The sequence below is a fragment of the Sulfurimonas sp. genome (assembly GCF_041563035.1).
Taxonomy (GTDB): domain Bacteria; phylum Campylobacterota; class Campylobacteria; order Campylobacterales; family Sulfurimonadaceae; genus Sulfurimonas.
Genome location: NZ_JBFFNS010000002.1, coordinates 39,926 through 63,481 on the forward strand (window position 1 = coordinate 39,926; position 23,556 = coordinate 63,481).

Annotated in this window: 26 protein-coding genes; 15 read left to right on the forward strand and 11 right to left on the reverse strand. The window is 32.7% G+C overall.

The features are described from left to right. Nucleotide 1: 1 nt before the first annotated feature. From yidD to rpmH, 3 genes are read right to left on the reverse strand one after another with little or no spacing between them, the layout of a single operon-like run. Nucleotides 2–328: a membrane protein insertion efficiency factor YidD gene (gene yidD / locus ABZC13_RS02500; RefSeq protein ID WP_372999568.1), complete on the reverse strand. Its 327-nt coding sequence runs from the start codon at nucleotides 326–328 to the stop codon at nucleotides 2–4. Then, the gene (gene rnpA, locus ABZC13_RS02505; protein WP_373000071.1) at nucleotides 325–675 is read right to left on the reverse strand and encodes a ribonuclease P protein component; all 351 of its coding nucleotides are present in this window, start codon (nucleotides 673–675) and stop codon (nucleotides 325–327) included. The genes yidD and rnpA overlap by 4 nt, the downstream gene beginning before the upstream one ends. Beyond that, nucleotides 663–797, reverse strand: a complete 135-nt coding sequence (rpmH, locus tag ABZC13_RS02510; RefSeq protein WP_294960986.1) for a 50S ribosomal protein L34 — start codon at nucleotides 795–797, stop codon at nucleotides 663–665. The genes rnpA and rpmH overlap by 13 nt, the downstream gene beginning before the upstream one ends. 164 nt (nucleotides 798–961) lie before the next feature. On the opposite strand from rpmH, the gene ABZC13_RS02515 reads away from it, so the two are divergent. Further along, the gene (locus ABZC13_RS02515) at nucleotides 962–2,959 is read left to right on the forward strand and encodes an EAL domain-containing protein (protein WP_372999572.1); all 1,998 of its coding nucleotides are present in this window, start codon (nucleotides 962–964) and stop codon (nucleotides 2,957–2,959) included. On the opposite strand, the gene ABZC13_RS02520 is transcribed toward ABZC13_RS02515, so the two are convergent. Both ABZC13_RS02520 and ABZC13_RS02525 read right to left on the reverse strand, forming a co-directional pair. Further along, the gene (locus tag ABZC13_RS02520) at nucleotides 2,948–3,301 is read right to left on the reverse strand and encodes a hypothetical protein (protein ID WP_372999575.1); all 354 of its coding nucleotides are present in this window, start codon (nucleotides 3,299–3,301) and stop codon (nucleotides 2,948–2,950) included. The genes ABZC13_RS02515 and ABZC13_RS02520 overlap by 12 nt on opposite strands. A gap of 25 nt (nucleotides 3,302–3,326) precedes the next feature. Beyond that, a complete protein-coding gene (locus ABZC13_RS02525; protein WP_372999578.1) occupies nucleotides 3,327–5,909 on the reverse strand; it encodes an ATP-dependent Clp protease ATP-binding subunit in 2,583 nt (860 codons plus the stop codon). A gap of 161 nt (nucleotides 5,910–6,070) precedes the next feature. On the opposite strand from ABZC13_RS02525, the gene ABZC13_RS02530 reads away from it, so the two are divergent. Beyond that, nucleotides 6,071–6,748, forward strand: a complete 678-nt coding sequence (locus ABZC13_RS02530) for a nitroreductase (RefSeq protein ID WP_372999582.1) — start codon at nucleotides 6,071–6,073, stop codon at nucleotides 6,746–6,748. Here the strand turns inward: ABZC13_RS02530 and ABZC13_RS02535 are convergent. The 3 genes from ABZC13_RS02535 to ABZC13_RS02545 are packed head-to-tail and all read right to left on the reverse strand — an operon-like array spanning nucleotide 6,745 to nucleotide 10,423. Next, on the reverse strand, nucleotides 6,745–7,602 hold the full coding sequence (locus ABZC13_RS02535) for a 1-aminocyclopropane-1-carboxylate deaminase (protein ID WP_372999585.1): 858 nt from the start codon (nucleotides 7,600–7,602) through the stop codon (nucleotides 6,745–6,747). The genes ABZC13_RS02530 and ABZC13_RS02535 overlap by 4 nt on opposite strands. 6 nt (nucleotides 7,603–7,608) lie before the next feature. Continuing rightward, on the reverse strand, nucleotides 7,609–8,436 hold the full coding sequence (locus tag ABZC13_RS02540; protein WP_372999588.1) for a peptidyl-prolyl cis-trans isomerase: 828 nt from the start codon (nucleotides 8,434–8,436) through the stop codon (nucleotides 7,609–7,611). A 49-nt stretch (nucleotides 8,437–8,485) separates the two neighbouring features. After that, nucleotides 8,486–10,423, reverse strand: coding sequence for a response regulator (locus ABZC13_RS02545; RefSeq protein ID WP_372999591.1), 1,938 nt, complete (start codon nucleotides 10,421–10,423; stop codon nucleotides 8,486–8,488). 61 nt (nucleotides 10,424–10,484) lie between these two features. Here ABZC13_RS02545 and nth point away from each other — a divergent pair, with 61 nt between their 5' ends. Together nth and ABZC13_RS02555 are read left to right on the forward strand one after the other, a co-directional pair. After that, nucleotides 10,485–11,126, forward strand: a complete 642-nt coding sequence (gene nth, locus ABZC13_RS02550; protein WP_372999594.1) for an endonuclease III — start codon at nucleotides 10,485–10,487, stop codon at nucleotides 11,124–11,126. Between the two features lie 35 nt (nucleotides 11,127–11,161). Next, entirely contained in the window at nucleotides 11,162–11,401 is a 240-nt protein-coding gene (locus tag ABZC13_RS02555; protein WP_372999597.1) for a hypothetical protein, read from the forward strand. Between the two features lie 94 nt (nucleotides 11,402–11,495). Here ABZC13_RS02555 and cmoA read toward each other — a convergent pair whose 3' ends face one another. Beyond that, complete coding sequence (gene cmoA / locus ABZC13_RS02560) at nucleotides 11,496–12,203, reverse strand: carboxy-S-adenosyl-L-methionine synthase CmoA (protein WP_372999599.1); 708 nt, start codon at nucleotides 12,201–12,203, stop codon at nucleotides 11,496–11,498. 56 nt (nucleotides 12,204–12,259) lie between these two features. On the opposite strand from cmoA, the gene ABZC13_RS02565 reads away from it, so the two are divergent. Then, entirely contained in the window at nucleotides 12,260–12,607 is a 348-nt protein-coding gene (locus tag ABZC13_RS02565) for a hypothetical protein (RefSeq protein ID WP_372999602.1), read from the forward strand. A gap of 22 nt (nucleotides 12,608–12,629) precedes the next feature. On the opposite strand, the gene fbaA is transcribed toward ABZC13_RS02565, so the two are convergent. Beyond that, entirely contained in the window at nucleotides 12,630–13,709 is a 1,080-nt protein-coding gene (fbaA, locus tag ABZC13_RS02570) for a class II fructose-bisphosphate aldolase (RefSeq protein WP_372999605.1), read from the reverse strand. A gap of 108 nt (nucleotides 13,710–13,817) precedes the next feature. Here fbaA and ABZC13_RS02575 point away from each other — a divergent pair, with 108 nt between their 5' ends. The 10 genes from ABZC13_RS02575 (at nucleotide 13,818) to ABZC13_RS02620 (ending at nucleotide 22,219) form a co-directional block, all read left to right on the forward strand. Then, on the forward strand, nucleotides 13,818–14,477 hold the full coding sequence (locus ABZC13_RS02575) for a hypothetical protein (protein WP_372999608.1): 660 nt from the start codon (nucleotides 13,818–13,820) through the stop codon (nucleotides 14,475–14,477). 12 nt (nucleotides 14,478–14,489) lie between these two features. Continuing rightward, nucleotides 14,490–15,155 (forward strand): hypothetical protein, encoded by a 666-nt coding sequence (locus tag ABZC13_RS02580; RefSeq protein WP_372999611.1) that lies wholly within the window; start codon nucleotides 14,490–14,492, stop codon nucleotides 15,153–15,155. Nucleotides 15,156–15,172: 17 nt separating this feature from the next. Further along, nucleotides 15,173–16,849 (forward strand): flagellar assembly protein A, encoded by a 1,677-nt coding sequence (locus tag ABZC13_RS02585; protein ID WP_372999614.1) that lies wholly within the window; start codon nucleotides 15,173–15,175, stop codon nucleotides 16,847–16,849. 219 nt (nucleotides 16,850–17,068) lie between these two features. Continuing rightward, the gene (locus ABZC13_RS02590) at nucleotides 17,069–17,311 is read left to right on the forward strand and encodes an XRE family transcriptional regulator (RefSeq protein ID WP_372999617.1); all 243 of its coding nucleotides are present in this window, start codon (nucleotides 17,069–17,071) and stop codon (nucleotides 17,309–17,311) included. Between the two features lie 3 nt (nucleotides 17,312–17,314). Next, nucleotides 17,315–17,548, forward strand: a complete 234-nt coding sequence (locus ABZC13_RS02595) for a hypothetical protein (protein WP_372999619.1) — start codon at nucleotides 17,315–17,317, stop codon at nucleotides 17,546–17,548. Nucleotides 17,549–17,646: 98 nt separating this feature from the next. Next, a complete protein-coding gene (locus tag ABZC13_RS02600) occupies nucleotides 17,647–17,931 on the forward strand; it encodes an HU family DNA-binding protein (protein WP_372999622.1) in 285 nt (94 codons plus the stop codon). A gap of 45 nt (nucleotides 17,932–17,976) precedes the next feature. Continuing rightward, complete coding sequence (locus ABZC13_RS02605; protein ID WP_372999625.1) at nucleotides 17,977–19,476, forward strand: hypothetical protein; 1,500 nt, start codon at nucleotides 17,977–17,979, stop codon at nucleotides 19,474–19,476. Then, complete coding sequence (locus ABZC13_RS02610; protein WP_372999628.1) at nucleotides 19,469–20,011, forward strand: peptidylprolyl isomerase; 543 nt, start codon at nucleotides 19,469–19,471, stop codon at nucleotides 20,009–20,011. The genes ABZC13_RS02605 and ABZC13_RS02610 overlap by 8 nt, the downstream gene beginning before the upstream one ends. Before the next feature lie 9 nt (nucleotides 20,012–20,020). Continuing rightward, nucleotides 20,021–20,485, forward strand: a complete 465-nt coding sequence (locus tag ABZC13_RS02615; RefSeq protein WP_372999631.1) for a tetratricopeptide repeat protein — start codon at nucleotides 20,021–20,023, stop codon at nucleotides 20,483–20,485. Nucleotides 20,486–20,572: 87 nt separating this feature from the next. Continuing rightward, nucleotides 20,573–22,219: an inorganic phosphate transporter gene (locus ABZC13_RS02620; RefSeq protein WP_372999634.1), complete on the forward strand. Its 1,647-nt coding sequence runs from the start codon at nucleotides 20,573–20,575 to the stop codon at nucleotides 22,217–22,219. On the opposite strand, the gene ABZC13_RS02625 is transcribed toward ABZC13_RS02620, so the two are convergent. Continuing rightward, nucleotides 22,216–23,550 (reverse strand): diguanylate cyclase, encoded by a 1,335-nt coding sequence (locus tag ABZC13_RS02625; RefSeq protein WP_372999639.1) that lies wholly within the window; start codon nucleotides 23,548–23,550, stop codon nucleotides 22,216–22,218. The genes ABZC13_RS02620 and ABZC13_RS02625 overlap by 4 nt on opposite strands. Nucleotides 23,551–23,556 lie beyond the last annotated feature (6 nt).

The following is a 23,556-nucleotide window of genomic DNA, read 5'->3' on the forward strand; positions in this document are numbered from 1 at the left end:
ATTACCCTTTAAAAGAAAAATTTTTTATTATATGAAACCGGTTTTTTTTATTTGGAACCAACCAATATTTTATAGAATCAACCCTTAGTTCTGTGGGCTTTACAGACAGTTTATCGAGCAATGGATACTCTATACCACCATCAAATAATTGATTACAACGGAGTATTCTAATCAAAGTGTGGTAAAAAGCACTTGAAATGGAGTTATTTTCGAAATTTATTCGTGCAAATTCGCTACACGTTGGGTAGTATCTACAACTTCCAAAGCCTATAAGAGTAAAAAACTTCTGATATAACCATAAAAGCTTAAGTAAAAACTTTCTTATCACTGGGAATCCGCCTTAAAACTTTTAGACTTATTTAGTATTTTTTTAAAGTCTGCTTCTAGTTGCTGGTGTGACACTTCATTGATTGATTGTTTTGCAACAAAAATATATGTACCGTCTTGTAGTGTATGTGAGTATTCACAAAATAGAGCTCGAAGTCTTCTTTTAGCTCTATTTCTTTTTACAGCGTTACCAATTTTCTTAGTAGCAGTAAAACCAACTTTGTGAATTGCTTGCTTTGGGAGAGAGAAAAGCACCACACTTTGGGTGTGAATGTTCTTTCCTTTTTTGTATATGGACTGAAACTCTTTGTGTTGTTTCAGCGTGGAGAAACCGCCTAAACTGTCAATCTTTTACGACCTTTAGCACGACGACGATTTATTACGTTACGACCATTTTTAGTAGCCATTCTAGCTCTAAAACCGTGAGTTCTTTTTCTCGGTGTATTATGAGGCTGGTATGTTCTTTTCACGACATATCCTTATTTAAAATTAAGTCCGCAATGTTACAGAAAAATTACTTAAAGCGCGGTTAAGGTTCACGCTGAAATGATTTAACGATAATTTAACACTTAAAATCCTATAATCAACGAATAAGAGTATATACTCAAATAACATATTGCTATTGGAAGTGTGAATGAACTTTAAAGCTAAGCTGTACTTTACTATACTCATCAGCTTTATTCTTCTATCTTATTCTCTGTATCTTAACTCAAGAAGCATCAGTTCGACTAGTGCAATGATAGATTATATTGATACAAAACAGATTAAACTCTCAAATATGACTTTTAAATTTAACCATAATGTAGCTCTTCATCAATCTAATATACTACAATCAATCATAATAGAAGATACACATTTAATAGATAATATTCACACCTCGCTAGACAGCCTTCAACAATCACTAGAGAATCTTGAGAGTTTTATAAATAAAAACAACATACGAATTGATGGAATTGAAGAAACAATAATTACTATTAAAAACAGAATTATAAAGTATAAAGAATCTGAAAAATCTCTTATTAAAGCGATTAAAGCTAAAGAGCATAACACTATTCATAACTCCTTGATAAACTTTCAAACGATTACGCTTGAGTTTTCACATGATACTGATCAGCTAATAAGACTCGTTGATTACAAATTAAAACAAAAAATCGAGATGCTGAAAAATGCAAATGAGCAAACTCAAAAAGACACACTATATACATTTGTTTTAGCAGTTTTACTAATAGTATTTGCTGTTTATAAACTGTCTGAACGTCATTCAGCTACTGAAAAAGAGCTTATGTTAGGTGAGAAAGCAGAGATAGAACAGAAAAAACTACAATCTCAGCTACTGAAATATAATGATGACTTAGAAGAAGAGATATCTAAAAAATCAGCAGAGCTACATCAAAAGATATATACACATTTTTTAAGTGGTCTACCAAATAGAAATAAACTTCTAGAAGACTCTTACATATATAAGTTTAAACAAATGGCTCTTTTAAATATAGACAAATTCCAAAAATTCAATGATGTATATGGAGAAGAAGTTGGAAATATTGCCTTAAAATTAACTGCTGATTTTCTCACATCAGAGGTTGATGATGACAATACCCTCCTCTACCACATAGGTGGAGATGAGTTTGTTTTTGCAGTTAAAGACTCTACAAAACTAAACAACACTTACTTTATAGAAAAAATAGAAGATATACTTAAAAAATATAGAAGAGAAAACTTCATCTATGAAGATAAGAAATTTAGTTTTATAATGAGTGCCGGGTTAGCATTTAGCGGATCTAGAAAAATGTTAGCTTATGCAGACATGGCACTAAAAGATGCTAAAAAAAGAAATGTTCAAATATCTATATTCAATGACGATAAAGAATTAGAAAAGATACATAAAGAAGACATAGAGTGTAGTAAAAAGCTAATGCATGCTATTGACACTAACAATATTATCTCTTTCTTTCAGCCGATAGCTCCTATCCAAGATGGTTCACTTGACATCAAATATGAATCCCTTATAAGATTAAGAGAAGATGATGGAAATATAATAGCTCCGTTTAGATTTATAAATGTTGCTAAACAAAACCGCGTATATCATAAACTCACCCAAGCTATTATCAATAATACTTTTGAGGTGATATCAAAATACGATATTCCATGTTCTATAAATATTTCCATGGAAGATATAGAAAATGACAGAACAGTTCAAATGCTTTATACAAAATTTGATGAGTTTGAATATAACAATCATTTAACTATTGAACTTCTAGAGACTGAAGAGTTTAAAGATTATAAACGAGTTTATGACTTTTGTCTAAAAGTTAAATCTTATGGGATTAAAGTAGCTCTCGATGATTTTGGAGCCGGTTACTCAAACTTCTCTCACGCATTAAATCTTCCTATTGACTACATTAAAATAGATTCTTCATTGATCTCAAATATTGACAGAGATATGAACTCTCAGATAATGGTTGAGACTATTGTAGGTTTAGCTCATAAGCTGAATATACAAACAATCGCGGAGTATGTTTCATCCAAAGAGATATTAGATGTTGTAAAAAGACTCAATGTTGATTATGCTCAAGGTTACCATATTGGTAAGCCTGAAGAGATAGAACAACATATCCCATATTTACTTACTTAAAAAATCTTTTAACGATACACTTTGTGATTGGTTATGCTTTATAGAATTATCAAAAATTTTCTCATTTGCTCCAACATGACAATCGCGACATGCTTGGATAACATCATGTTCCCTCACATTCGCTTTATTAATCTTGGACATTGGATGACATGAAAAACAGTCATCACCACACTCTGCCATACTATTCGGCTCTGCAGAGTGACACTTTATACAAGTGAGCATTGGTTTATGTCTTAAATCTTCATTTATTGTAGGAACCAGCTTTGGATGACATGTTAGACAATCACCCGTACAAGCATAAAGTGAGTATGTGAAAACCAGTATTAAAATTATATATTTCATAACAAAATTATAACCTCTGTTTTATTTACTTCACGCTAACTTTTATCTCACCATCTTCCATGTCAAATGTAACTTTTGAACCCTCGACTACTATACCTTCTAGAATTAACTCTGCTAGTCTATCTTCAACTATCTCATACAGAGCACGTTTAAGTGGTCTAGCACCATAAACCGGATCAAATCCAGCCTCTGCTATATAAGCTTTAGCACTATCACTCAGAGTAAGCTCTATGTCTCTTTGCTCAACTTTTCTGCTAATATCTCTAAAGAAGATATCCACAATATCTATAATCTGTTCACGGCCAAGAGCATTAAATATCACGATATCATCTAGTCTATTTAAAAACTCAGGTTTAAATGCCTGCTTTAACTCACCAAGTACCATATTGTCAAGCTCATCAGATGCAGGATTGTTTATAATCTTATCACTTGCTATATTTGAAGTTAAGATAATAATAGTATTACTAAAATCAACTGTAACACCCTTGTTATCCGTTAGTCTTCCATCATCTAAAACTTGAAGGAGAATATTAAAAACATCCGGATGTGCTTTTTCCACCTCATCAAAGAGTATTACACTGTATGGTTTTCTTCTAACTGCTTCTGTAAGCTGTCCACCCTCTTCATAACCAACATATCCTGGAGCGGCGCCTACTAAACGTGACACAGCGTGTTTTTCCATGTACTCACTCATATCGATACGAATCATAGAATCTTCACTGTCAAATAAAAACTTGGCTAATGTTTTAGCAGTTTGTGTTTTACCAACACCGGTAGGCCCTAAAAACAGAAAGCTACCGATAGGAGTATTGGCTTCTGAGAGTCCTGCTTTGTTTCTTTTTATAGCACGAGATACTGCATGTGTTGCTTTTGCTTGTCCAACCACATCACGGTTAAGCTCAGCTTCTACATTTAATATCTTATCTTTATCACCTTGAAGCATTTTATTTACAGGAATATTCGTCCATCTAGATACTATAGAAGCTATCGCTTCTTCATCAACACTATTTTTAAGAAGTGTTCCTGCAAGTTGGAGTTTTTCCCAGTTGGCATTTATACTTTTTTCTTCTTCTAAAAGAGCCGGTATCTCCCCATACTCTATTTCTGCCGCACGGTTAAACTCAGAGTTAGACTTAGCAGCATGTGCTTCTTTTCTTTTCTTCTCAATATCATTTTTAATACCTGATATTTTCTCAAACACTTCTTTTTCTGTAGCAAATTGTGCTTCTAAAGCTCTAACTTCTTCTTCAACATCTGCTAACTCTTTGTCGATTTCACCGAGTCTTTTCTCATTTGCTGGAGTTTTTTCCATCTTAAGAGCTTCTTGCTCAACATGAAGTTCAGAGCTTTTTCTTTTTGCTGTTCCAAGTACATTTGGTTCTGACTCTATCTGCATCTTTAGTTCTGCCGCTGCCTCATCAATAAGGTCTATAGCTTTATCCGGTAAGAATCTATCTGCAATATATCTGTCTGATAATTTTGCCGCTGCAACAAGCGCACTATCTGTAATCGTAACATTATGATGAGTTTCTAAACGCTCTTTTATTCCACGTAAAATCTGAAGTGATTGGTTTACAGTTGGCTCATCAAGGTTAATAGGTAAGAATCTTCTCTGCAGTGCCATATCTTTTTCAAAGTATTTTCTATACTCTTTAAGAGTAGTTGCACCTATCGTATGAAGCTCACCACGTGCCAGTGCCGGTTTTAAAATATTTGCAGCGTCCATGCTGCCCTCACTAGCTCCTGCTCCAACAATAGTATGAATCTCATCTATAAATAAAATAATATTCCCACTCTGCTTTACTTCATCAATTACAGCTTTTAGTCTATCTTCAAACTCTCCTCTGTATTTTGCACCTGCAATAAGTGCACTCATATCTAGAGCAATCAGTCTTTTATTTTGCAGTGAGGTAGGCACTTTGTTATCACTTATACGTTGTGCTAAGCCTTCAACCAATGCTGTTTTACCAACTCCAGGTTCACCTAAAAGCATAGGATTGTTTTTTGTTTTACGGATAAGTATCTGCATCATACGTGTTATCTCTTCATCACGCCCAATCACCGGGGAGAGTTTACCTTCACTGGCTTCGTGTGTTAAATCTATTCCATATTTTGCAAGAGACTCTAAAGTCTCATCAGAACTTTGTGAGTCTATCTTAGCTCCACCTCTAGATGCTTCTAAATTTTTAGTCAATTCTGAAACATCTATATACTTTTTTAGTATGCTCGCATATGGCTCATCTTTTAAATTAGCCAATATATAAGTGTCAACCGCTAAAAAATTATCCCCATTTTTTGTCATAAGCCCAGCACCGTTTTCTAGTGTATGAACAAAATCTCTTGATAATTTTACATTCTCTTTTGAAACAGTTGAAGACTTTGGCAATTTCTCACTTAAACTTTTAACATCCAATTCAATTGCTATTTTATCTATGTTCATTTTGTTAAACATCTGATTCAGTACAGAGTTAGAATTTGTAAGTAGTGCCCATAAAAAATGTATACTACCCACCTCTTGATTTTTATTGTGTAGCGCTAATGAAACAGCAGACTCTATTGCTTCCGTCATATTATGTGTTAGTTTTTCAAAAATATTATTGTTACTCATATTAAATTCCTTTTTATTTATATAGTTATTATAGCAAGTTGAGTGCTACTATGTCAAGTTAGCTTAGTCATATGTCATTAGAATGTGATTTATATCTAAATTAGTTAATTTATAATATAATCACTAAAACTTTAGCACTACCATTTCACTAAGGACTTAAATTGCCAACTATCTTAGAAGCTATTACAAAACGCTCATCAAAAAGGTCTTACCTTCCAAAACCTGTATCAAAAGAGATTCAAGAAAAAATTTTAAAAGCTGCTAGTATGACTCCAAGTGGTGCTAACATGCAACCTTGGGTAGTTTACGCAGTCAGCGATAAAAATGTACTGAAAAATATTGGTGACGCCATCATTGAAAAGATGGATGCTGGTGTAGAGCATGACCAGTTCATTCAATACTATCCAATAAAATGGAAAAACCCATATAAAAAACGTCGTATTGAAACTGGTGTTGGCTTGTATACTCTTATGGAAGTAGATAGAAAAGATACAGCCAAACGAACTGAGATGTGGCATGATAACTTCAGATGGTTTGGTGCGTCTACTGTGTTCTTTGTTTTTACAGATGAAGCTTTAATAGATAATGCACAAGGTGCTTTAATAGACTGTGGCGCATATATGCAAAGTCTGATGTTGGTGGCAAAAGAATTTGGACTTGACACTTGTCCTCAAGGTTCAACTACTGAGTTTGGCAAAGTAGTTGCAGGAGTTTTAAAGACTCCTGATAATCTAGCACTTTTATATAGTGTCGTTATCGGTTATGCAGATGAAAGTGCCAAGATAAATTCATACCAACCTTCAAGAGTATCTTTAGAAGACAATGTCACTTTTATTTAATTGACATACCCTTTTTGCTCATATCTCTTGAGCATACTCTCGTTACCACTCACCCCACCACTATGAATATATAAAATTTCTTCATCAGTTTGAGACAAAAGAGCTTCCCACATTCCAGGTGCATATAGCAAATCAAACTCTATCCCAGATGCTAAAAGCTTTTTATATATTTCTAAAAACTCTGGATATGGCTTTGCAAAGTGATGCTTTTTTGTTGGCTCTAGTATGATTAAATTTTTCGGTATTTTGTGTAAAGCTTGCATCTGTTCTTTTAGATAGTTAACATCTCCAACACAAGGTGTTGTATATATTTTAAACTCTGGAAGTGCCAAAGCTAAAAATAGAGCTGTTGTTCCTGTTCCTGATGGAGTAGCAAGAGATCTTAGTTCTAAACATGCTTCTCTGATTTCCTCGGCTAAAACTTCCAGCCCTTTTTTTGCTTCTTCAACCGCTCCACCCTGATCTATTATAAAAGTAGTAGCATCTATAGTTAATGAAAGTGAAGCTATAAAATCTTTATAAAATGTTTCATCTATCTCTACATGTTTCATACCAAGGTTTATAGAGTGAAAGTAATTTCCATGAGAATGAGTCTTCTGGGTTTGGCTTAGAGGTTTTGTGTAGTATTCAAAATCCCATCCTTTATTTTTACACATAGCTGCAATTGCAAGCATCGCATTGGATTGAGTTCCACCGTACGAGATTATTTTACTAAGTTTATTTGAGGGTGTTTTTAAAAGAGTGTAGAGTTTTCTGTACTTATTCCCGGCTAAAAAAGGATCTATTAAATCATCTCTTTTAACATAAAAGTCTCTCCTCTCTAATAAAATCTTAGAGATAGGAGAGTTATTCATATTTATTTATTTAATAGTTGCTTTGTTTTTAAGTTCTAACATTTTATCTTGCATTACAACTTTAAACTTTTCCATTTTAAGTCTTTGCTCGATAAAAGATTTAACTTCTGTAAATGCCAATGTTTTTTTAGCTTTTTTATCTTCTAAGTAGATAACATGGTAACCAAATTGTGTTTTAACTGGCTCAGACAGAGTTCCAACTTTCATACTAAATACTTTGTCATTAAACTCCGGCACCATTTGACCTTGAGCAAAATAACCTAGGTCACCGCCTTTTGGTCCACTAGGTCCTGTAGATTTTGCTTTTGCCTCTTCAATAAACTTACCTTTAAGAGCTTCACCTTTTGAAGATTTTAAATTTTTAACAATATTTTTAGCTTCTGCTTCTGTTTTTACAAGAATATGACGAGCATGTACAGTCTCTTTTTCATTAAACTCTTCTTTGTTTTTATCATAATAGTTTTTTAGTTCTTTATTTGATACTTTAACTTTATCAAGTTGCTGTTTTTGCCAAACTTGAATTGCTAACTCTTTTTTAACTCTATCTTGTACTTTTACAAACTCATCTTTAAACTCTTTAGTTTTTAATACACCAGTATTTTTAGCATCTCCAAAAACTAACTCTTTAGCAATTAACTGTTCTAGAACTTGTTTTCTGAACTCTGCTTGCTTATCAGCCGGAACTTGATTAAACCTGCCCTGTGTAGCATTCATAAGAGCAGTATCAACATCTTGTTGAGTAATTTGTGTTCCATTCACCGTAATCAGTGTCGTAGCACTTACTAGTGTACTCGTTAATAGCAATGTAGCAACGATTTTAGTCATTTTCATCATATATATTCCTTTTAGTTAAAAAATTTTAGTGGCTTTATACTAACCATTATTAAACAGATGTCACTTTTAGATATTTATCTAGTATATTTTCCAGTTTTTCACGTGTTAAGGGTTTAGAAATATAGTCATCAAGACCTTCACTTAGAAGCATCTCCTTATCACCCTGCATTGCCATTGCAGTCAATGCTACAATAGGTGTTTTACCATTTAAGTCAATTTGTTCTTTTATCTCTTTTGTTGCAATTATCCCATTTTTCTCTGGCATATCTATATCCATAAAAACAATGTCATATTTGTTTTTCTCACACATATTTACAGCTTCATTTCCATTTAGAGCAGTTGAAACTATGATTCTGTACTCTTGAAGAAGTATCTGGATTAGTCTTTGATTGATTAGATTATCCTCAACAACCAGTGCAGATACATTCTCCTTAAGTCCATTTTTAGACTCACTTGTTATTTCTATTTCTTTATTATATATCTCATTCAACTGTTTAGCAACCAAACTAGGAAGTAGAGGTTTTCTAAATATACCATCAACTATATGGGTAAGTTTTGTTTGAAGCTTTTCGCTCTCCCCAAGAAGAAGAATTACAGGTGCTTTTTTAGAATAGGTACCAAGTTTCAGCATCCAAGATGAGTCTTTTTGATTTGCTATAATAAACAGAGTCTCAACTCCATTATAAACATTTTCATCTAAAGTATTTGATTTCACAACATCTATTGCAAAAGAGCGCAGATATATTGTTAAGAAGTTTGCTTCATCAACTCTTGATGGATCAAGAAGTAAAACTTTTACTCTCTTTTTAGGCATCATTTTAAATGACTGTCCTTTAGAGGCTTTAAAATTCAAAGTAAAGTTAAAGTAACTACCATAACCTTCTTCACTCTGAATCTTTAGTTGAGAGCCCAGTAGACTTACGAGTCCATGAGAAAGGCTAAGTCCTACACCAAGCCTTTCATCTGCTTGACTACCTGCAATAAACGGCTCGGTAATCATAGTAATTTGCTCGTTTGCTATACCTTTACCGTTATCTTTAACACTAAAGCTTATACTGCAATCTCCATTTAGCTGTTTTTTAAGTAGTTTAACTTCAACAACTATTCTTCCACCTCTTGGAGTAAATTTTATAGCATTTTGAATAAGAGAGTTCATAACCTGTTTAATTTTTCTAAAATCGGCGTTTATCTCACTTGGAAGTTTAGGGTCAATAAATGAAAAAATATTTACACCCTTATCTCTTCCAACAATACTGTAGTTATAAGCTATTTTTTCCATTTCCTGAGATAATGAAAAAACAGATGGGCTAAGCTTGAGTCTTCCACCTTGCATCTGTGACAGGTCTAGAAGTGTTTCTATATTTGACATTAAATTTTTTGATGAACGATTGATCATATGAAGGTATTCACTCTGATTTTTATCTAAGTTTGTTTGTTGAAGAAGCTCGACAAATCCCAGTATTCCATTCATTGGTGTTCTAAATTCATGTCCAATATTTGATAAAAACTTTGACTTTAGTTTTTCAACTTCTTTTATTTTTAATTCTGCTTTATGAAGTTTAGTAATATCTTCCAACTCTAAGATGTAAAAACCCTTCATTCTAGCTACTGAATGACACTTAGCATTTATTGTCAGCATCTCATCATTATACGCTGAGACAGTTATGTGATAACCGTCATGCTTGTACTTTTTAATGTAGTCGAGCCAGCTTTTATCATCTTCTGTAAATATTTCTTCACTCTCATTTAAAAAAAGTTCTCTTACGCTCTCATATTTATGACGGAATTCTTCTATATTTTTAAAACCAAAAGTTTTAAAAAAAAGCTTATTAGCCCCTATCCAGCCATCTTTTCTTGTAAAAAACAACATCATCGAGCTGTTTGAATCCACAATATCCCAAATCAGCTCTTTTGTAAAATAGTCACTATAATGATACTGCTCTTGAGAATCTTTTTGCGATTTTTTAAAAAATGAAAATATACCCATATAACATGCCTCTGAAAATTATTATTTTGATTATATCATATAACTTTGATAAAATGCCATTATGAAAAAAGCCACAAAAAAAGAGATTTTAGAAATACACGCCCTATTTATAGAGAGATATAGTGATGCTGTAACTGAGCTAGAGTATAAAAACGCTTATGAGCTTGTTGTAGCAGTTGCACTATCTGCACAATGTACAGATAAAAGAGTAAACATACTAACTCCAAAATTGTTTGAGCTATATCCCAGTCCAAAAGAGTTGGCGGTAGCCAATGTTGATGATGTAAAAGCACTCATCAATAGTTGCTCATTTTTTAACAATAAAGCTAAAAATATAATAGCGATGGCGCAAAGAGTTGTTGAAGTCTATGATGGCGAGATTCCTATGGATGAAAAAGAGCTAATGACTCTTGGCGGAGTTGGACAAAAAACTGCGAATGTTGTAATGATAGAGTACACAGGCGCCAACCTTATGGCAGTAGATACGCATGTGTTTAGAGTATCGCACAGACTAGGTCTCAGTGATGATAAGACTGCTTTAAAAACAGAAGTTACACTTGTTAAAAAGTTTAAAAACAACCTTCATGCTCTTCATCAGGGAATGGTTCTTTTTGGTCGTTATGTTTGTACTGCCAAAAATCCAAAATGTGATGAATGCTTTTTAACTGAGTTTTGCAAGACAAAAGAGACATTCAAAGTTTAAGTAACTTTGGTATAACAAATGCTTGCATCTAAATTATGATTAAAACAACTTTACTAATATTATCAATATTTTTACTTAGCGGATGTGTAAATAAACACGGTATTTCTGCAAAATACTATAGCGACTGTAAAGAATACTATGACCTTCAAGGTTACTACCACAAAGAGTGTGGCGAAGACGATATAGTCACTTATAAAGAGATTAGCGAAGCCGGTGGAAAAGTTATAGATGTTTGGACTGGAAAGAAAGAGCAACCAAAGGGTAATGTTTGGTAATGCCTTTATCTCCAACGCAAGGAATATTTTCGTAGAAAATGTTCACTGAAGTTGAAAAATAGATAAAGGTACTCTCGTACTAAGGAAAATCGGTCTACTTAACAGCGATAAATGTAGCAAAGTTAGCCCAGCGGAAAACCACTTCGCAGTGTGAAAAACCACAGTTTTTCGCCATTTTAATATTCTCTTCTTCACTATATGGAACTAAAACATTCTCTAAAGCTTCTCTTTTTTGCATGATCTCATACTCTGAGTAACCCTGCTCTTTTTTAAAATCATAATAACACTCAATAAGATCCTTGTTTAGTTTTGAGTGATGACTTATTACTTTTTCACTAAAAATAAAAATGCCATCTTTTTTAAGAGAAGAAGCTATCTTCTTTACGAGCTCTTCACGAACTAAAGGTCTGATGAACTGCAGCGTATAGTTACTTACAAAAACATCTGCTTCTTTATAATAGTATTCTAATATATCAGCATTTTGAAGTTCTATCTTAGCGCCAAGTGCAACAGATTTTTTTCTAGCTTGTTCAAGCATCGCTTCAGAGTTATCTAGTCCTACAAGCGTTGCGTTGTGTTTTAATTTTCGGCTAATACTTATAAGCAAAGAAGCTGTTGATGAGCCTAAATCATAGAGAGTTGAGTTTTCTTTTAAGTGCTTAAGCGCAAAGAACTCTGTAATCTTCTGTGACTCTTTATAAAAAGGCACACTACGTTCGAGCATATCGTCAAATACTGCTGCAACTTCTTCATCAAACTCAAATTGTTTTTCTATTGGTTTTGTAAATACTTTATCATTCATAATCGTATTTTAGCTAAAATGTTATCAATTCAAAAAATAAGTAATGAGAGAAAAATATGAAAATGAACACTTCAACATGGATGCTAATATTCTTTATCATTTTATTAGTAGTTAGCATCTGGAAGATATATGCTTTTTTACCGAACAAACCATTAGCAGATGATGATACTACAAAAGAGTCACAAGAAGATCTTTTAAAGGTAATTCTTAAGGTAATAAAAGAAAGTGACGGAGAATTAAGTCACAGTGAGCTTTTTATGAAAGTACAAGATGATGAAAACTTCGATGAAAAAAGATTTTGGAGATTTAATCAAAATAGATTAAACCAACTATTAAACTACTATCATTTAGAAAATAGTCATACTAGTTGTATTAAAGACATCTATCATGATTTAAAGGCTTAAAAGCCTTTAAATTTTAGTTTATTTAGTTTCTATCCAGTGCATTTAAATCCGCGAATGCTTCTTCAACACGATCAACTAAAGTAACTTGACCTGCTCTTAACCATTTTCTAGGATCGTAATATTTTTTATTTGGCTTATCTTCACCCTCCGGGTTACCGATTTGGCTTTGTAGATAATCACTATATTTTTCAATATATGCTTTTGTACCAATCCAAGTAGCCCACTGAGTATCAGTATCAATATTCATTTTAATAACACCATAACCAATAGCTTCTGTAATCTCCTCAGGAGCTGAGCCAGAACCACCGTGAAAAACGAAGTTTACAGGTTTCTCAGATGTGCCAAACTTCTCTTGAATATATTTTTGTGAGTTATCTAGAATCTTTGGAGTTAGCATTACGTTACCTGGTTTATATACACCATGAACGTTTCCAAATGAAGCAGCAATTGTAAAATCAGGTGACACTTGACTTAACTCTTCATATGCATATGCCACTTCTTCTGGTTGAGTATACAAAAGAGCATTATCTATGTTCGTGTTATCAACACCATCTTCTTCTCCACCAGTTACACCAAGCTCTATCTCTATACTCATGCCTATCTTACACATACGTTCTAGGTATGATTTACAAGTAGAGATATTTTCTTCTAAAGACTCTTCTGATAAATCTAACATATGTGAAGAATATAGTGCTTTACCAGTGTGTTTAAAGTGTTTCTCACCAGCATCTAGAAGTGCGTCTATCCAAGGAAGTAATTTTTTAGCTGCGTGATCAGTATGAAGGATTACAGGAACGCCATAAGCTTCAGCCATCATGTGAACATGCTTAGCGCCTGCAATAGCACCTATTATTGCAGCTTTTTCATTCTCATTACTTAGCCCTTTACCAGCATAGTACGAAGCTCCACCATTACTAAACTGAATAATTACAGGAGATTTTACTTTTGCTGCTGCTTCTAATACTGCATTGATAGAGTCAGTTGACACAACATTCACAGCAGGGATAGCGAATCCTATCTCCTTTGCCATGTTGTAAACTTTTTGTACATCATCTCCAAAAAGGACACCTGGTTTTACAATATCTAATATGCCTTTGCTCATTATTCTTCCTAATATTTTATTATTTTGTGATTATATTATAAGCTTTATTTGAAATAACTTTTTTGTAAAGTTTTTATGTTAAAATGGTTAAAAAAATATAGAGTTTGTATGCTTGGAAAAAATAATAACGAATGGACTACTGATATTGTCCTGATTGATATCATAAACTTTTCTAAGTTAGAAGCAAAGCATCAGTTAGAAATCATAAACTTTTTGACTAAAAGTTATACTATGATGATTGAGAAGATGCTAGAAACTTCAAATATGTCACTAAACAACTTAATCCTTGGATACATATCTACAGGTGATGGCTTTTACTGCATATTAAACCCTAAGCTAAAAGGCTATGGAACTATTTTAGGACTTAGTTTTAACTATTTTTCTGAGCATATTGCAAAAAAATATTCATACTTTGAAGGCCTTAGAATTGCCGTACATACAGGTAAAATATATGAATTCATAGATATACTTGGAAATAAAAACTATATTGGTGATGGGTTAAATGACTGTTCCAGATATTTAGAAATAAAAGATTATAAAATATCTACGATAATGGTTTCAGACACCGCCTATGAAAGCTTAAAGGCTTTTTTAGACAGATATAAAAACTTCAACGCTCTGTTAATGGAGAGAGAATTTAAATATTCATCTCCATACATATTTGAAGATAAACACGGGAATAAAAAAGAGGGCCGCCTGGTATGGCTACGAAAGGCTGGTATAATAAATCCGCCAAATGCAAATTTTAACTCAATGCTTAGAAGATAAAAGGGATAAAAAATGAAACTAACAATAGACGAATATTCAAAACAGTTTAAAATGTCAAAAGAGATGATAAGCTCAAAACTAAGAGCAAAAAAATTAAACTATATTATAGACGACTCAGTGACATATATACTTGTTGATGATATCCCTACCGAAGTAGAAGAGAAAAAAGTTGAAACTCTTCAAGTGAAAAAAGCGATAGCGAAACCTAAAACAACTGTTGCAACTGTAATAGCACTATACCAAAGAGAAAACACTCAGCTAAAAGAAAAAATCATGCAGCTTGAGAGTAAAATAGACAAACTCATAGACGATAAAGAGCAGATGCTTCGTGATGAACGTGATAAGATTGAACAATTATATAGTAAAAAAGATGAACAATTAAAAAATATATTAGAACTTGTAAACACAAAGATGATGCTTGAGCATCAAGGACAAACTATTCACGAAGTTGAGACCCTAGAAGAAGCTGACACCTTAGATATAACACCAGTAACTGAACCTGGAATAGTTGAGTTAAAAGATCATCTTAAAACATTAAACCTAAAGTCTTATCAGAGAAAAGTAATTAAGCGAAGATTTTTATCTGTATATGACAACGATGTTAGAGTAGTTCACAAAGACGGTAAACTATATTTAGACTTTTCAAAGTACGATTATAGTGATTTACTTTCGTATTAATAAGATAGGGCAACTAGATGAGTGATATAAAAAATACAATTATTAAAACTAAAGATATTAAAAAATCAATGGCAACCTTTGCATCTGATAACTTCATACCTCTTAATGAATGTGACTTTGAGATTCAAAAAACAGCCACCTATATTAAGACAAGTTTTGATGATGAATTTAGGCTCTTTAATGAAAATATAAATGAGCATTACAAAGAAGAACAAGCTATTATCAACCAACATGTTGAATTCAAACAGATACACACAATCATGGCTATACAACCTATAGAAATGGAAATGAAACTAAACTATTCTCTAGAGATGGGTGAATTTGAATGTAATCCAAAACTGGTTTTGCACCCTGACTCACATATACTATATAAAACACATAAACCTAAAGAGACTTTCAGACTTTTACTTCAAGAGGTAAATAAAATAAAAGCTAAAAATGGAATTTTAATAAATCTGTTTGATGAAAAAATGATTAGGAATTTAAAAGCTTTTACAAAATATCTCTATGAAGGTAAATTCATAAAAAGAGTCAGAATTCCACTTTTTGAAGGGATAGAACCAGAGATAACTAAAGCCGGAAAACTTATATTATGGTTTAAACATAAAGAATCCCAACAAAAACATCAAATTACAGAGGTTGAAAAAGATGAAGTTCTAGTTGAATACAAGAAACCAATATATGGAAAAAGCGGTTTTAACTCTCATGGCAAGCAGCTAGATAAAGACTATCTTCATAATTCCGATGACCTCCAAACGCCTATAGACGAGAAGAGCATCTATATTGAAGAGAGTGATGACAAAAAATTATATAAGAGCAAAGCTAAAGGTTTTGTTCACTTCAGCGAAACTAAACTTAGTGTTGACAACAAAGTGAAAATGGCAAAAATATCTCGTGTAGAGAGCTCTTTAGCCAAGGAAGAAGATAACAATATAGAAGTACACATCTCCCAAAATGACACTACTAAAGACAGTATAGGTGAAGGAGTTGAGTTAACAAGTGAGACTATACATGTAAATGGTCATATTGGAGCGAACAGCATACTAGAAGCGATTAACATGCAAATAGATGGAGCAACACACAAAGATTCCATGCAGTTTGCAAGAGTAGCAAAGATAAATAGACACAAAGGCACACTTAGATGCCATGATGCAAAGATAGCTTTGCTTGAGGGCGGCACAGTTCACGCTACTAATGTTGAAATAGAATCTTGTCTTGGTGGAGTAATATATGCTCAAAATGTGAAAATCGGACATGTAAAAAGCAACTTAAAAGTTTATGCCTCTGAATCTATCACTATAAGACTCGTAAGCGGAGAAGATAATATTTTTAAAATTAACTATAAAGATATTCCTATTTTAAATTCTAAAGTAGATCTGATAAAAGAAGATATAGAAGAGTTGAGATTTTCACTTGAAGAGGCGCATAGACATAACAAATCTGAAGTAGAAAGGATTCAAGAACAGATAAAAAAATTCAAAAGTGAAATTGACAGCATAAAAAATTCTGCTTCTAGAGCAACTATCAGTATAGAAAAACCATTAAAAGGTTTAAACAGCATCATTTTCACACTTGATAATGATGAAGAGTTGGTTTACAAAACTGATGCTCAAAGCTACGAACCTTTTTATTTAGAAGTATCTGAAGAAAAAATCACCCTACAACCAGTAAAAAAATCAATCTTTCTTTCATAATAAAAATCAAAATTAAATAATTTTTTTTAAATATCCTCATTCAAGAGGATATTTTAGTAAATATAATATACGGTTTTCCGTGTATACTATTAGTTTTAAATATTACAATGAATAATTAATTGTGTATTTCATATCTTTAATTACATATTAATGTATTTATATACTATATACAACTAAAATAAATGTATATTTAAGTATATTATCCGTATACTTCTCTTTATGCAAATTGATGATCTGTTTAATATTCTTCATAACTCGTTAGAGTCTCAAAACAATGGGAAAAAAGTATCTCTAAAAGATATGGCTAATTCACTTGGGATTTCTATGCGTACATATCAGGACTGGAAGTTAGGCAGGGCCAAACCTCAAGCTGCTTCAGTGGTAATGAAAATGTTAGGTAAATTGGATGATGATGAGATTATTAGAGCTGTTAGAAAAATCAATAAACTTGAAGAGGTATAGTAAATGAGCGCATTGACTAAACAAGAGAGAGATGGTTTAGAAGAGATATTTTTGTCTATTGGAAACAATAGTAGTAAGTACTCAAAATTAAAGGAATTTTCACCTTTAATCTTGTCTAAAAACATTAGCTTAAACACATCAAAGTTCTTGAAAATGGCTAAAATAGGACTCAAAGAGTCAAAATTATCGCAATTTATCACACTTTTCAGCAAAAAGAAGAAAAATTTAAGCAAATAAACTATAAAGTATCTGCAGCTGAATTATTTTTGCATCAAGGCTTTCTGGTGCTTATGCTTAATAATTTCGGAAATCTTTATGAATCTAAGGGTAAATATATGAACAAAGCTCAATTCGTTGAATTAGTACAAGCAAGTGGTGAGTACAAAACTAAAGTTGAAGCAGAAGCTGCAATTAAAGCATTTACAGAAGCTGTAACAGCTGCTCTAGTAAAAAAGGAAGATGTTTCTTTAGTAGGTTTTGGTAGTTTTGCTGCAAACCTTCAAAAAGGTAAAAGTGGTAAAGTTCCAGGTACAGACAAGACTTATACTACTCAGGACAAAATGGTTCCTAAATTTAAAGCTGGTAAAGGTCTTAAAGACCGTGTTGCAGCTGGTAAATAATTTCCAAAAACTCATTGCACCCAAGGCAATGAGTTTTTATTTTCTATGAATATATTTTCTTTTTTCTCTCTATTTAAAAAAAAACAAAAAACACTAAAACTTCCTGATTCACTATTAATAAAAAAGCTAAAAGAAGTTAGTAAAAACAACGGTCTTAGCATCTATGAAAATATAACTATATATCATCACACTCAAAACTTTTTTATCCCTCTTCTAATCTTAGATCCAACTAGAGGTATTTATATATTTGAATATAAAGAGTGGTCATACGACGATTTAAAAAATGCAACAGTATCAAAAGCAATAAACCAAGACTCTAGTAACAAAAGTCTCGCATATCAAAAAACACATGACTTCATAAAGCAAAAATTTAATGAACTTATACATAACGACGGTGTTCCAATTTATAATTACCTACTTATGGAAAATTTAAACAGCGATGAGTTTAAGCATCTAGACAACTCTTTTAAAGAGCTTCTTCCTTATCAAAAAGTAATGTTTAACGACTCTATGGAATCAGATATATTGTATAAACTAAAGGAGACCCCACTTCCTACTGCACCTATGGCGGATGAAGTTCATATCATCGGTAACTTACTTGTTCAATACTTAATATTTTCAAAAGATAAAGATATGAACCTAGCTACTGCTGAGCAGATAGAATTTATAGAGTCTAAAACTAATGGATTGGAGACTTTAAGCGGAAATGCTTATTCTGGTAAAACTAGTTCTATTCTTTTAAAAGCCATATTGGAGACTCTCAGAAACCCGGAGCTAAAGATTATTATCATAGAACCTACGATTTTGTCTTGTGACATTTTAAAGCAAAAACTACTTAATATCATTGAATACGCTATCATTGAAGTTGATATTACTTCTATTGAAATCATTACCCCAATAGATCTAGTTAACAAGCATCTAAGCAAGTTGAAAATGCCACAATTAGAAATTATCTTAAATATTAATGATAAGCTTATGCATAAAAATTTCAATGTAGCAGACTTAATTATATGCGATGATTCGAACTTACTATCTTTTGAGTTTATAAACTATCTAAGACACATACAAAAAAACTCTTCTCTTATTTTAGTTAATGAGTATAGTAATGAAGACTCAAACTATAGGTTTGATAAAAGTTTTAAATCTACAGAATTAAAGGTGTTTTTTAAACAAGCAAATCAGCACGCTAAAGCTTTACAGCTTATTTCTAATATTCTAGAAAAAAACAGTTCTAAAGATATCTTAGTTGTAAGTGATAACTTAAGTAAAATAAAATTAAAAGATGACTTGGAATTTTTTATTAGAGATGAAGCTGTTTTATTAGATAGTTCCAGTAATTTACTATCTCAAGACTTAGATAATTTGCTATTATGTTCATACTCACAAATCAGTTCTATGAACTCAAAATTTGTAATACTAATGGACGTTGCAGAAGCTTCACTAAATGAAATAGAGTATGCACTTAATTTGGCAGAAGAAAGTGCTTATGTACTTTATGAAGACGAGTCTGAAAATATAAAAACTTTAAAGGAAAAAAATGATTAAAACTTTGCTAACGCTTTTATTACTGTTATCAATTAACTCACAGGCTAACGAGACGAATCCTCATGTAGTACTGGAGACTACTCAAGGTAAAATAGAGCTGGTACTATTCTCAGATATTGCACCTCTTGCAGTTGAGAACTTTACTACACATGTAAAAAATGGTTACTACAACGGTGTCGCTTTTCACAGAATTATTAAAAACTTTATGATTCAAGGTGGAGATCCTACTGAGAGTGGTATGGGTGGAGAGAGCATATGGAAAAGAGCTTTTAAAGATGAATATAAAAACAGAACTTTTAACAAATCCGGAATACTTGCAATGGCAAATTCAGGACCACATACAAATGGAAGTCAGTTTTTCATCACTACGGCAAAAACTCCTTGGCTAAATGGTAGACACACTATTTTTGGTGAAGCTACAAAAGATTCAATGGAAACTCTCATGAAGCTTAACAATATAGCTACATTAGGCAGAAGCGGTGCTGATAGACCACAAGATAGACAAGAAATAATTAAAGCATATATTAAAAAGTAGGATTCATAAATGGCAATAGACTTTTACAACGCTGGAATGAATTTTTACGAAGCCGGAAAACACAAAGAAGCTTACGAGCATCTGATTCAAGATGATACAAATCCAAAATGTGCATTTGCACTAGGTGTTATGTATTATAACGGGGAAGGAATAGATAGAGATTTTAAAAAATCTACTCATTACTATACTGTTGCAGCAGAGGCTGGGATAGTGCCTGCGCAAGTAAGTGCAGGCTTTGCATACGCAAATGCAATGGGTGTACCTCAAAACTTTGAAAAAGCGGTTCGTTACCTAAAACCTGCTTCAGAGGCTGGAGAAGCAAGTGCAAAAATAACACTAGCGGAGATATATGCTATGGGTGAGGTAGATGGTACAAGAGCAGAAGCTTCCAAACTTATTCGTGAAGTTCTTTCATTTTCAAATTCCGAGGAAGCAATGGACGTATATAATAAATACGAATTGAACCGTATTTAAAGGCCATACAAAGCTTTGTAATATTCTCGTAACCATAATATAGATATAATTCCAAAAATTATTACAATACGATTACAAGAGGGAAGAATGGAAATTCAAACTATGAAAAAGCTTGAAAAAGAAGCGCTAAAAAAGAGCGGAACAGATTTTACAAGATTAGGTTTTGCACTATTTTTTATGATAGGTGTTTTAACGTTTAGTTTTCTAAGCAATGGTGGAATTTCAAACAATATGTTCCTAGCTGTTGCTGCACTAATTGGTGCCTATATGGCTATGAATATTGGTGCAAATGATGTTGCAAACAATGTGGGACCGGCTGTTGGTTCTAAGGCAATGACTCTTACTACAGCAATTATAATCGCTGCTATATTTGAAGCCGCTGGAGCTATCATAGCTGGTGGTGAAGTTGTTAAAACAATAAAAAAAGGTATCATTGATATTTCTGCCTTTGGCGGGAATTCAGATCCATTCATCTGGGCAATGATGGCGGCTCTTCTTGCAGCTGCATTATGGCTTAACTTTGCAACAATGATGCGTGCTCCTGTTTCAACTACTCACTCTATCGTCGGTGGTGTGATGGGTGCTGGCATTGCAGCTGCCGGTTTTTCAATAGTATCTTGGACAACAATGGCAAAAATTGCTGCTTCATGGGTCATCTCACCTGTTCTTGGTGGAGTTATTGCAGCCGCTTTTCTTTTCTCGATTAAAAAATCTATTGTATTTAAAGACGATAAAGTCAAGGCTGCTAAGCAATATGTACCTATATTTGTTGCAATAATGTCACTGGCATTTGTAACATACTTGACACTAAAAGGTCTTAAAAAAATATGGCCACAAGTTGTTGAGACACTGAATATGCTGCCACTTGTAGCAATCGAGATGACTAAAAAACCGACTCTGAGCACAGCTCTAATTTTTGGTCTAATTACTGCAGTAGTGGTTTACTTTTTTGTTAAAGCTAGAGTTAGTTCAAACACAACAACTCTTGAGAATAATAAGGCTTCAGTAAATACTTTATTTACTATCCCCCTTATCTTTGCAGCAGCACTTTTAAGTTTTGCTCACGGTGCAAATGATGTGGCAAATGCAATCGGGCCATTAGCTGCGATTAATGACGCTGTTGTAAATGGTGGTATCTCTTCTAAAGCTTCTATCCCATTATGGGTAATGGGTGTTGGTGCTCTTGGTATAGCTCTTGGTCTTGCTCTTTATGGTCCAAAACTTATCAAAACTGTAGGAAGTGAGATTACTGAGCTTGATCAGATTAGAGCATTTTCAATTGCAATGGCTGCTGCTATTACAGTTATTATCGCATCTCAGCTTGGTCTTCCAGTTAGTTCTACTCATATTGCTATCGGTGGAGTATTTGGTGTTGGTTTTTTAAGAGAATGGTTACACCTAAATGATATGGGAAGAACAATTGAAGATGATAAGCAAGCTATTATTGATGAGAGAAAAAATCTTCATGCATACAGCGCAGAGCTTAAAACATTAGAAGCAAAAGATACAAAAGCTCAAGAAGACTATGAAAGAATTGTTGAATTATACAAATTCATAGCAGATGAAGAGAAGCAAATTAAGACAGCTAAAAAGAGTATAAAAAAGTCTAAAAAAGTTGAATTTGTAAAAAGAGAAGCTATTAAGAAAATTGTGACTGCATGGGTTGTAACTGTTCCAGCTGCAGCAATTCTGGCAGCTGTGCTATTTTATATGATTAAAGGGATTATGGTTTAGATATCTGCTTCAAACTTGACGCAGTTTCTACCAGAATCTTTTGCAAGATATAGAGCTTTATCTGCTCTATCTATCACATCTTGCATATCTTCACCTTCTCTAACTTGGGAAACACCAAAGCTAGCTGTAACTTGTCCTACGATATCTATACATAAATCTTCTATGGCTTTTCTTAACTTCTCAGCAATAGAGATAGCATGTTCAAGATCAGCTGTCGGTAACATTATTAGGAACTCTTCACCACCCCATCTACATACAACATCAACATTTCTAAGTATTTTTAAAAGAGTGTGTGAGACTTGAACAAGAGTTTTATCACCTGCATTATGTCCATAAACATCATTTACTTTTTTAAAGTAATCTATATCTAAAAGTATAAGGGACATATCATTATGCCTTTGAACCATAGAAGTATATGATGAAAGATATAACTGAGTAAACTTATGTCTATTATATAGTCCAGTAAGAGCGTCTGTTGATGCAATATTTTCATACTCAATATTTTTATTTTGAAGCATCAAGTTTATCTCGCTTAGCTCATCTTGATACTCTTTCATAAGAATTGCCCACTTAGAAAAAGTAAGAGATATTAACTCTTTTTGAGTAATTATTCCAGAGAGTAAGCCATCATCATCTACAACTATAACTCTCTTGTAATGTCTATCTTTTATAAAACTAAGAGCTTCTCTGACTGATGAGTTTTTATGAATAGAATCTACTGGAAATGACATATGCTGTTCAATATTTACATCCAAGTCAGTTTTATTTTTAACAAGCCTCATAATATCTTTTGTTGTAAAGATACCAATAGGTTTTAAATCTTCAACTACTACTACATTGTCATAAAAATTATTCACCATATCCTTCAATAAATGAGATATTTTTTCATCTCTGTTAACCCACTTCATTCTACGACCAAGTTTTAAGAAGTCTTGTAGTCTATAGTTATCCATTAAAGTATCTGGATCTATATTACTAGTGATATCTGTATGTGTTACGAGACCATAAAAAGAATTATCATCATTCACAACAGCAATGTACTCTGTTGAATTATTTAAAAACTCTAAAGTATTTAATATATTTTTATCTTTACTTATAACAGGTATTTTTGATAAATGTAAATCACACAGAGCTGTATTTACATCTATATGTTTTGCCTGTACATTTAAGACATCTATGATACTCATAATGTAAAAGTCATTTGTATCTATTACGATGATATTTCTATGCTCATTATCAAGCATTTTATTCATAGTTTCATTAAAAGTGCTGTTGATATCTATAGAGATCACTGATGTTGTAGCAATATCACCTATATTTGGAAACTTCATGATACT